This window comes from Paracoccus marcusii, assembly GCF_006151785.1.
GTDB classification, from domain to species: Bacteria; Pseudomonadota; Alphaproteobacteria; order Rhodobacterales; family Rhodobacteraceae; genus Paracoccus; species Paracoccus marcusii.
Window position 1 is genome coordinate 1 of the sequence record NZ_VDDD01000158.1, and the last position, 1,326, is coordinate 1,326.

1 pseudogene is annotated in these 1,326 nt (G+C 62.5%); it reads right to left on the reverse strand.

The features are described 5' to 3' along the window. Positions 1 to 158 precede the first annotated feature (158 nt). Positions 159 to 861, reverse strand: a pseudogene (locus FHD68_RS19940) (integrase core domain-containing protein); the annotation flags it as partial. Between the last annotated feature and the right edge of the window lie 465 nt (positions 862 to 1,326).

Sequence of the window (1,326 nt, forward strand, 5' to 3'; positions counted from 1 at the left end):
CAGATCGGCTGCACAATGGCTTCGCCTTTACACTTCCACAGAGGCGTCCAACGTGTTGTTCTCCCCATTCTTTTGACAGGATCTGGCGCTTTTCAAGCTCTGATCTGCTCCTGCTGATCGGGTTGCGTTGCTTCTGCTGTCAGTGAGCAGACCACTGCCGGCGGTCGGCCGCCAAGGGCCTTGTGCGGGCGGCGGTGGTTGTAGAATTCCATCCAGTTGCGGACACCGGTGCGTGCCTGCAATCCGGTCTCCCAGGCTTGTAGGTAGACGCATTCGTATTTCAGGGTGCGCCACAAGCGCTCGATGAAGATGGTGCCCAAGGTGCGCTTGCGAACGCCTTTGCCATCCATCGAGATGCGGACGCCCGACCGTCGCAGGCGGTCTGTCCAGGCAAACGACGTGAAGTGGGACCCTTGACGTCGCATGGCCGCTTGGACCGATGGCGCGACCATGCTCCATGGTCATGATGTCCGGCGGTCCGAACCGATAGATGGCCTCGTTCAGCGCCTCGACGCAGAAGTCGGCGTCCCCTCGCCATGGCCCTCGGACCAGTGGCGGACCATGGCTCGATGTTCGAGATCCGCCACGCCAGGACCATGCGGGTGTGCCAGTCCATGATCGCCACCAGGGAGAGCGAGGCATGAGCCGCCACCGGTCCGAGGCCATGCCGAGCGCCGCGACGCATCGGCAGATAGGTGATGTCCACACACCAGACCTGATTTGGCCGGTCCGCACGCAGGCCGCGCGAGCCAGATAGGGGTAGGTCTTGTGTCCCTTCGTCGGCCGGCTGGTGTTGGGCTTCTGGTGGATCGGCATCAGACCCATAAGGCGCATAAGCCGACGTATCCGCTTTTCGTTCACCTTGTGGCCGTTTTCGGGCTTGCGCGGCCCCACTGGGGCCACGGTCCCTGCAACTGCGCAGGTGCCAGGTCATCTGACGGACGCCAAGGAAAGGCGTGTCGAGGAACTGCACGTTGATCAACCGCAGTGACCCATGTGGCCGCCCCTGGTTCGAGGTCCATGGCGAACGCGAGGTTCTGGTCCGTCTCACCCTGCAGCATATGGTAAAACGACGAACGAGGGACCTGCAGCAGAGCGCGCTGCCGGCCGATCGACAGGTCCGGATGGTCGCGTTCGACCATGCCGTTCGGCATCGTCTCTCGGACCAATGGCGTTCCAATGCCTCATCACTTCCCGCCCCAGGACTTCAGCGTTCTCTCCAAAAAAGAGTCGGCCACCGCCAGCTCCCCGATCTTGGCATGCAGATCCCGGACCTGATCCTCATCGATCACCGGCGCCTTGCGGCCACCGCGTTCAAAGACACCG